This is a genomic window from Xanthomonas sp. NCPPB 901, from assembly GCF_056725085.1.
The window spans coordinates 144,675-152,500 of sequence record NZ_CM161511.1 but is presented as its reverse complement, the minus strand read 5'-3'; the positions used below and the strand labels follow the sequence as shown (position 1 = coordinate 152,500).

The window sequence follows — 7,826 nt, the reverse complement described above, 5'->3', positions numbered from 1 at the left end:
GCGATGTACCTGCTCGGCCGCCGCGTCTTTCCGCGCTATGCGGTGATCGCCACGCTGCTCGCCGGCATCGCAGTGGCCGCCGGCAACGGCACGCTGCACCTGGAGGCCGCGCAGCTGCGCCTGGCGCAGCCGCAACTGGTGTGGCCGACGCTGTCGTGGCAGGCCGTCTTCGGCATCGCGTTGCCGCTGTTCGTGGTGACGATGACCTCGCAGAACCTGCCCGGCGTGGCGGTGATCCGCGCCTCCGGCTATGCGGTGCCGATCTCGCCGACCATCGGTTGGATCGGCACGATCAACGCGGTGCTGGCGCCGTTCGGCGCCTACAGCCTGAACCTGGCGGCGATCACCGCGGCGATCTGCATGGGCCGCGAAGCACAGGAAGATCCGCAGCGGCGCTACATGGCCTCGGTGTTCGCGGGGATCTTCTATCTCTTGATCGGCGTGTTCGGCGCCACCGTGGCCGCGTTGTTCGCCGCCTTTCCCCGGGAGCTGGTGATGGCGATCGCCGGCATCGCGCTGTTCGGCACCATCGGCAACAGCCTGGCCTCGGCGCTGCGCGAGGAACACGAGCGCGAGCCGGCGCTGATCGCGTTCCTGGTCACCGCCTCGGGCCTGTCGCTGTTCGGCATCGGCGCGGCGTTGTGGGGCCTGCTGGCCGGCGCGGCGACCCTGGCGCTGTGGCGGCGCAGCCGCTGAGGCCGCGCCGCCGCACGGAACTCAGCGCGGGTCGCGCAGCTGCAGCAGCCAGTGGCTGGACACGCCGGTGGGATTGGGCAGCGGCTCGAAGTCGAACTGGCGGTACACCGCGACGGCGCTGTCCACGCGCAGCGGCAGGGTGACGTAGGCCGCGCGCCCCTGCCGCAGCAGGGTGTGGATGCGCTGGGTCTCTGCCAACAGCGCATCGCTGGCGTACAAGTGGTCCAGGTCGCAGCCGATCAACTCGGCGACCTCGCGCTCGTACAGCGCGGCGAACGCTTCGTTGACGAAGGCCAGGCGGCTGGGCCGCTGGCCATCGCCGCGTTCGACGATCGCCACCGGCTCGCGCAGCCGCGACAGCGAGGCCTCCAGCAGCGCGAAGTCCTGCTGGAAGCGCTTGCGCTCCATCAGCTCGATCAGCACCCGCAGGCTGCGCGCCGACTCCAGGCTGATCGGCGACCAGGGCTGCGCGCGGCCGCGCACGGTTTCCTGCCACAGGTCGAAGCTCTTGCGCGGCGACAGCCGCGACCCGGCGATGTCCTGCAGCTTGGCCAGCTGCGGATTGCCCGCCCAGTTGACCGTGCGCACCTGTTCGCGGCGGGTCCACAGCAGCGCGCTGCGCGCCTGCGGCATCAGCGGCACGAAGATGAAGCCGGCCGCCAATGGCGCCAGATCGGCCAGTGCCGGGAAGGTCTGGCCGATCTGGTCCGAGTGCAGCGCGCCGACCGCATCGTGGCGCAGCGCCTCGTGGTGGGTGTCCTCGATCTGCTCGCGGATCCGCGCCAGATCCTCGGTCGACGGCGACATGCCATGGCGGGTGACGTGGTCGCCGTGGAACACCGCCACGCCGTCGGCATCGACCACGTCGAGCAGGTCCGAGGCCATCTCGTCGAGCATCGGTGCAGTCAGCATCTCGGCGTCGTTGAAGTTGGTGATCAGCTTCTCGCGCACGGTCAGCAGCACCGACTCGATGCGCGCGCGCGCCACCGCAGTGAGCGCGCCGATGCGCCCGGCCAGCGCCCGGCTCACCGCGTCGGCGACATCGCGCATCTCGTGGTTGCAGAAGTACGGGCGGTAGTGATGGCAGGCGATCAGCCCCCACAGCACGTCGTTGACCACGATCGAGGTCACCAGGGTGGCGGTGACGCCCATGTTGGCCAGGTATTCCAGATGCACCGGCGAGACGCTGCGCAGGCTCACGTCGCTCAGGTCCACCGGCGCGCGCAGGCGCGGGTGCAGGATGGGCTGGATCGGCGAGGGCACGTAGCCGACGTTGGCGATCTGGCGCACACGGTTGCGCAGGTACAGCGCGCGCGCCTGCGCCGGGATGTCGCTGGCCGGGTAATGCAGGCCGAGATAGGGCTCCAGCTCCGCCGCGCGCGCCTCGGCGACCACGTCGCCGTTCCAGTCGTCGTCGAAGCGGTAGATCATCACCCGGTCGTAGCCGATCAGGCCGCGCAGGCTCTTGGCGGCGCGCTGGCAGGCGTCCTCGATGCTGTGATCGGTCTCCAGCCGGCGCAGCAACGGCAGCGCTTCGCGCAGGGTGGCGTCGGCCAGCGGCGCGTCGCGCGGCTCCAGTTCCAGCAGCCATTGCTCCGGGTACAGATGCCAAGCGCCGACCCAGCGCTGCGCCGCGGTCGCCCCCTTGAGGCCGACTTCGACATAGGCCAGGTCGCTGCGCTCGGCCGCGTCCGGCAGCAGACGCGTGCGTGGGTCCTCCAGCGCCAGCAGGGCGCTGTAGGGCTGTCCGAGCAGTTCGTCCAGCGGCCGGCCGAACAGGTCGGCGGCGCTGGCGCTGGCCTGGACGATGCGCCCGTCGCCCGGCTCGATCACCAGCAGCACGCCGTGCGGCTGCACCGAGCCGGGAATGTGGATCGGTTCGCGCGCGCACGCGTCCATGTCCAAGGGCACGACGGTGTCGCTCATGCGGCGATCTCCAGGGCGAAATGGGTGTGGAAGTGCGCGAACATGGCGCAGGCGCCGTCGACCGCGGCCTGCCGCAGCGGCGCGGTCGGCAAGGCCCGCTCCAGGCGCTGCTGGAAATGCCGCCAGGCGGCCGGGTCGGCATGGCCGAGTTCGAAATAGGACAGCGCCGGTGCGACCGCGGGCAGGGTCTGCCGCAGTTGCCGGGCGATCACCCGCCCGCCCAGGCGCGAGCCCTCGACCACGTACAGCATGCCCCAGCGGTGGGCGTCGGCCGGGGCCGGCGGCACCGGTTGCAGCGCCGGCGGCGACGCCTGCAAGGCCTGCAGGTCCTGCGCTAGCAGCGGGGCGCGTGGCTGGTAGTGCCAGTGCGCATCGCCGCAGTCGCGCAGCCAGGCCGCCTCGCGGCGCTCCCAGCCGGCCAGCGCCGCGTGATGCAGGCGCAGCGCCTGCACGTAGGCGGGCAGCGACAGCGCCGCGCCCATCAGCGCGCGCAGCGCCGGCAGGTCTTCGACCGCCTGGTGCTGGTGCGCGGTGGCCTCGCGCAGCAGGCGCGAAGCGGTCAACGGCAGGGCGGTTCCGTCGGGAGGAGACATCATGCGGGCGACTGGCAACAGCAGCCGGCCGGCCGCGACGAAGTGGGGACACAGCGTAACAATCGCGACCGTGCGGTTCCAGGCGAGCCTGCGCGCACCGCGGCGCCGGTCGCACCGCAAGCTGAGCCGTTCATGCCGGCGGCGGCGCCGGCGCCGCCCTTCAGCCGCCGGCCGCCGCCGCGGCCGGCACCCGCGCGCGGCGCCAGGCCACGATCCAGCCACCGCCCAGCAGCAGCGCCGCCAGCAGCCACGGCACCCCGGGGAAATGCAGCAGCGCGTGCGGGCCGATGAAGGCGGCGAACACCCATGCGTAGAGCAGCGGCCCGATCACCCCGGCCAGGCTGACCAGACTCATCAGCGCGCCCTGGATGCGGCCCTGCGCGTCGGCGCCGACGTGGCGGGTGACGATGGCCTGCGCCGCCGGCCCGGCCACCGCCCACAGCGCACTGATCGGCACGCCGAGCAGGAACAGCGCGCCGCTGCCGGCCACGCTGTAGATGGCGAACCCGATCACACCGCAGCCCAGCCCGAACAACAGCGCGCCGCGCTCGCCGAAGCGGCGCACCACCCGCGCCACCAGCACGGCGTTGACCACGATGCTGCACACGCCGACCAGGGCCAGCACCCAGCTGACCTGCTTCGGCCCCCAGCCGAAGCGGTAGTCGGCGAACAGCACGAAGATGCTCGGGTAGACGTAGTGCGCCAGGTTCGCCAGGAAGATCACCGCGGCCAGCGCGAACACCTGCGGATAGCGCTGCAGCAGGCGCAGCGCGCCGAACGGATTGGCGTGCGCCCAGTCCATCCGCGCGGTGCGCCGTTCCGGCGCCAGCGATTCGGGCAGCACCCACAGGCCATAGAGGAAGTTGAGCAGGGCCAGCCCGGCGGCGAACCAGAACGGCGCGCGCAGGTGCAGGCTGCCGAGCCAGCCGCCCAGCAGCGGGCCGACCACGAAGCCCACGCCGAACGCGGCGCCGATGATGCCGTAGGCCTGGGCGCGCTTGTCGGGCGGGGTGATGTCGGCGATGTAGGCGTTGGCCGAGGTGAAGCTGGCCGAGAACACGCCCGAGACCATGCGCGCCAGCAGCAGTACCGGCAGGCTCTGCGCCAGCGCCATCACCATGAAGTCCACGCCCAGCCCCAGGCACGAGGCCAGGATTACCGGGCGCCGGCCGTAGCGGTCGGACAATGCGCCCTGCAGCGGCGAGCTGACGAACTGCAGCGCGGCGAACAGGAAACCGAACCAGCCGACCCACCTGGCCGCTGCGGCGAAATCGCCGCCGGTGAAGTCGCGCACCAGCGTGGGCAGCACCGGAATGATGACGCCGAAGGACAGCACGTCGATCAGCAGGGTGACGAAGATGAAGGCGACCGCGGCGCGGCGCGCGCGGACGGCGGGAATCGGAGCGTGCACGGCAGGTCTCCTGGCGGACGCGGCAGTGTAATCGGCGCCCTGCGGGTGCGGGAGGTGCTGGGTTGGAACGGGTGTGGTGACTGCGAGACGTGGTGGCTCGATTGGTCGTCGCAGGGGCGGGTTCGGCCGCGATCGGCGGAGGTCGTGGCGTCGGGACTGAAGTCCCTCCCACAACGGGAGCCAGGCTGGGTCGATTGTGCGTCGGGTTGAAGCCCCTTCTGCGCTAGCGCGGCGGCTCAACTGGATGGCGCGGGAGCGGGTTCAATTGCGGCCGGCGGAGGTCATCGCGTCGGGACTGAAGTCCCTCCCACAATGGGGTCCAGGCTGGGTCGATTGTGCGCCGGGTTGGAGCCCCTTCTGCGCTAGCGCGGCGGTTCGACTGGAGGTCGCAAGAGCGGGTTCGGCTGCGGCCGGCGGAGGTCATCGCGTCGGGACTGAAGTCCCTCCCACAATGGGGTCCGGGCTGGGTCGATTGCGCGCCGGGCTGAAGCCCCTCCTACAACAGGGCCGGGCTGAGCCGAAGGCGTCGGCACCAAGTCCGGCGCCACCGTGCGACACCCCTCTCCCCCCGGGAGAGGGGCCGGGAGTGAGGGTGCGGCGGAGGCGATATCGCCAGCCACGCCGGCGCGGTCGGTGCCGAGCCATGGCCGACACCCGCCCATCCAGGGCGGTTCATCCGGTGCGGCCGTCTACTGTCGACTACAACGCCGCGACAGAGATGGTCTGCTGCAGCACGTGCTGGGCGCCCGGTGCCAGTTCGATCACCTCGGGTCCGGCGTTGGCCGCTTCCAGGCACACGAACTGGCGCCAGTGCGGGCCAACATCAGCCATCTTCTGCGCGCCGGCCTCGCCCGGATTCCACGCCACCAGGGTGCGGCTGCCGGTGGTCGCGATCTCGATGCGGCGCTGCAGGCCCGGGTCCAGCAGGGTGTAGCGGCCGCCGGCGCCGGTATAGATGCGGTCGCTGCGGCCGGGATCGCGCGGATCCTGCAGGCTCCAGTCGCCGTGCTGACGATGCGGCGTGGCGTAGCCTTCGAACTTGTCCAGGTAGTCCAGGCCGTCCAGGCCCTGCACCCGCACCTGGGTGGCGTCGGCGACGCGGAAGTAGTTGTGCAGCGCCTGGGTGAAGCGGGCCGGCGCGGTGCCGACGTTGTCGGTGACCAGGCGCTGCTCCAGCGTGGCGCCGATGCGCAGTTGCATGCGCAGGCGCAGCGGCAGGTCGTCGAAGTCGGGCGGCGCCAGGGTCAGGACCAGGCTGCCGTCGGCCTCGCGCCGCGCGTCCTGCAACTGCCACGGCACGGTGCGCACGAAGCCGTGCGCGGGCACGGCCTCGCTCTGGCCCTGGCGGCCGAAGTACGGCCAGCACACCGGGGTGCCGCCGCGGATCGGGGTCGGCGTGGGCTGCGCGCTCGGCGACAGCCACAGCGCGTCGGTGCCGCCCTTGGGCACGAACGACAGCACCTGGCCGCCGAACAGGCTGATCGCGGCGGTGGACTGCGGGGTCTCCACCAGCAGCGAGGGGTAGCCGTGGAAGTCGCCTGTGCTCAGGCCGGGGACGTCGGACATGGGATGGATGCTCCGTGGCGCGGGGGATTGGACGAAGGCCGGGTACGCCGCCGGCAGCTGGAACGCGGTGGGCGGCGCGCCGCCGAACGGCGGCGTTGCGGGCGCGGCCGTGGGTGCCGGGGTCGTTGCGGGTGCGGGTGCGGATGCAGGCGACGATGCCGGTGCAGACGGTTGCTGCGGCGGCGACGGCGTGGCCGGTGGCGAGACGGGCGCCGCGGGTGCGCCACCGGCCTCGCGGCGCAGCGCGTCGAGGATGCGTTGCCCGGCGCGGCCGTCGGCCGGCTGCAGGCCCAGGCGCTGCTGCTCGGCCTGGATCGCGCGGCGGGTGGCGGTGCCGATGGCGCCGTCGGCCTGGCCGATGGCATGGCCGCGGGCCAGCAGCAGGGTCTGCAGTTCGCGCCGTTCCGGCCGGCCCAGGCCGGGGTCGTCGGTGGGCCAGGCGACGACCAGCCCGGGCTTGCCGCGCAACCGGTCGGACAGCAGCGCGATCGCCAGCGCATAGCTCTCGGCAGCGTTGTAGGCGTAGATCGCGTCGTAGTTGCGGAACACCAGGAACGCCGGGCCGTGCACGCCGGCCGGGATCAGCACCGCCGCCGGCGTCTGCGCCGCCAGCGCCGGCAGCGCGCCGCCATCGGCCGCGGTCAGACCGCGCGCGCGCCAGTCGGACAGCGACCGACGCTGGGTGCGCCCGGCCAGCGCCGGGTCGAAGCCGGCCGGCAGCTTCACTTCCAGCCCCCAGGGCTGACCGGTCTGCCAGCCGGCCAGCTTGAGATAGTTGGCGGTGGAGGCCAGCGCATCGGGAATGCTGGCGACCAGGTCGCGGCGGCCATCGCCATCGCCGTCCACGGCGACGCGGGCGTAGGTGCTGGGCATGAACTGGGTATGGCCGAAGGCGCCGGCCCAGGAGCCGGTCAGGCCCTCGGGCCGCAGGTCGCCGGCCTGCAACAGCTTCAGCAGCGCGAACAGTTCGCTGCGGAAGAACGGCTGGCGGCGGCCTTCGCAGGACAGGGTCAGCAGCGACACCAACAGCGGGCGCTTGCCGGAGATGCGGCCGTAGTCGCTCTCCACGCCCCATACCGCGACCACCGTCTCCGGGTCCACACCGTACTGCTGCGCCACTTGGGAGAGCAGGTCGCGGTGCGCGGCCAGCATGGCGCGGCCGTCGTCGATGCGCTGGCTGTCGACCAGGCCGGCCAGGTAGTCCCAGATCGGCGTGGTGAACTCGGGCTGGGCGTCGAGCAGCGGCAGCACGCTCGGGTCCGGCTGCAGGTCGGCGGTGAAGCGGTCGAACGACGGTTCGACCACGCCCGCCTTCGCCGCGGCCGTGCGCAGCCCGGCCACGCAGGTGGCGAAGGCCGGATCCGGCGCGGACGGCGTCGCCGCGGGCGGGGTCTGCGCGAGCGCGCACGGGGCCGCCAGCAGCAGGAGCCAAGCCAAACGCATCATCGCAACTTCCTCGCCTACGGCAGGGCCGACATCATAAACAACCACCGCGTGTGCGCTCTGCTCACGCGCGCTGGCGGCAGACGGCGCGCGACCGGCAGCGCGTCCTGATCATGGCGTGGCTGGCAGATCGTGCGCCGCGGCGCCGGGGCCGGGATACGCACGGCGTTCGGGCATCGGTGGCATGCGGC

General features: G+C 72.4%; 5 protein-coding genes (1 of these 5 only partly in view). 1 reads left to right on the top strand and 4 read right to left on the bottom strand.

All coding sequences use genetic code 11. The features are described from left to right. Nucleotides 1-696 carry the 3' portion of a benzoate/H(+) symporter BenE family transporter gene (locus AC1PME_RS00630; protein WP_481096991.1) on the top strand. Its footprint begins 486 nt before the window's first position, so the window shows 696 of its 1,182 coding nt (coding positions 487-1,182); its start codon lies off the left edge, out of view; its stop codon occupies nucleotides 694-696. A gap of 21 nt (nucleotides 697-717) precedes the next feature. Here the strand turns inward: AC1PME_RS00630 and bphP are convergent, their stop codons facing one another. The 4 genes from bphP to AC1PME_RS00610 all read right to left on the bottom strand — a co-directional run bounded on the left by bphP (nucleotide 718) and on the right by AC1PME_RS00610 (nucleotide 7,635). Continuing rightward, nucleotides 718-2,622 (bottom strand): bacteriophytochrome BphP, encoded by a 1,905-nt coding sequence (bphP, locus tag AC1PME_RS00625; RefSeq protein WP_254459813.1) that lies wholly within the window; start codon nucleotides 2,620-2,622, stop codon nucleotides 718-720. After that, nucleotides 2,619-3,185 (bottom strand): biliverdin-producing heme oxygenase, encoded by a 567-nt coding sequence (locus tag AC1PME_RS00620; RefSeq protein ID WP_481096990.1) that lies wholly within the window; start codon nucleotides 3,183-3,185, stop codon nucleotides 2,619-2,621. The genes bphP and AC1PME_RS00620 overlap by 4 nt, the downstream gene beginning before the upstream one ends. A 190-nt stretch (nucleotides 3,186-3,375) precedes the next feature. Beyond that, nucleotides 3,376-4,626 carry a TCR/Tet family MFS transporter gene (locus tag AC1PME_RS00615; RefSeq protein ID WP_481096989.1) on the bottom strand — a complete coding sequence of 417 codons (1,251 nt, stop codon included), beginning with the start codon at nucleotides 4,624-4,626 and terminating at the stop codon, nucleotides 3,376-3,378. 699 nt (nucleotides 4,627-5,325) lie between these two features. Next, nucleotides 5,326-7,635 carry a lytic murein transglycosylase gene (locus AC1PME_RS00610; protein ID WP_481098170.1) on the bottom strand — a complete coding sequence of 770 codons (2,310 nt, stop codon included), beginning with the start codon at nucleotides 7,633-7,635 and terminating at the stop codon, nucleotides 5,326-5,328. Nucleotides 7,636-7,826 lie beyond the last annotated feature (191 nt).

Coding starts and splice junctions, on each gene's coding strand:
- bphP (WP_254459813.1), bottom strand. CDS start 2,622: ATGAGCGACACCGTCGTGCCCTTGGACATGGACGCGTGCGCGCGCGAA.
- AC1PME_RS00610 (WP_481098170.1), bottom strand. CDS start 7,635: ATGCGTTTGGCTTGGCTCCTGCTGCTGGCGGCCCCGTGCGCGCTCGCG.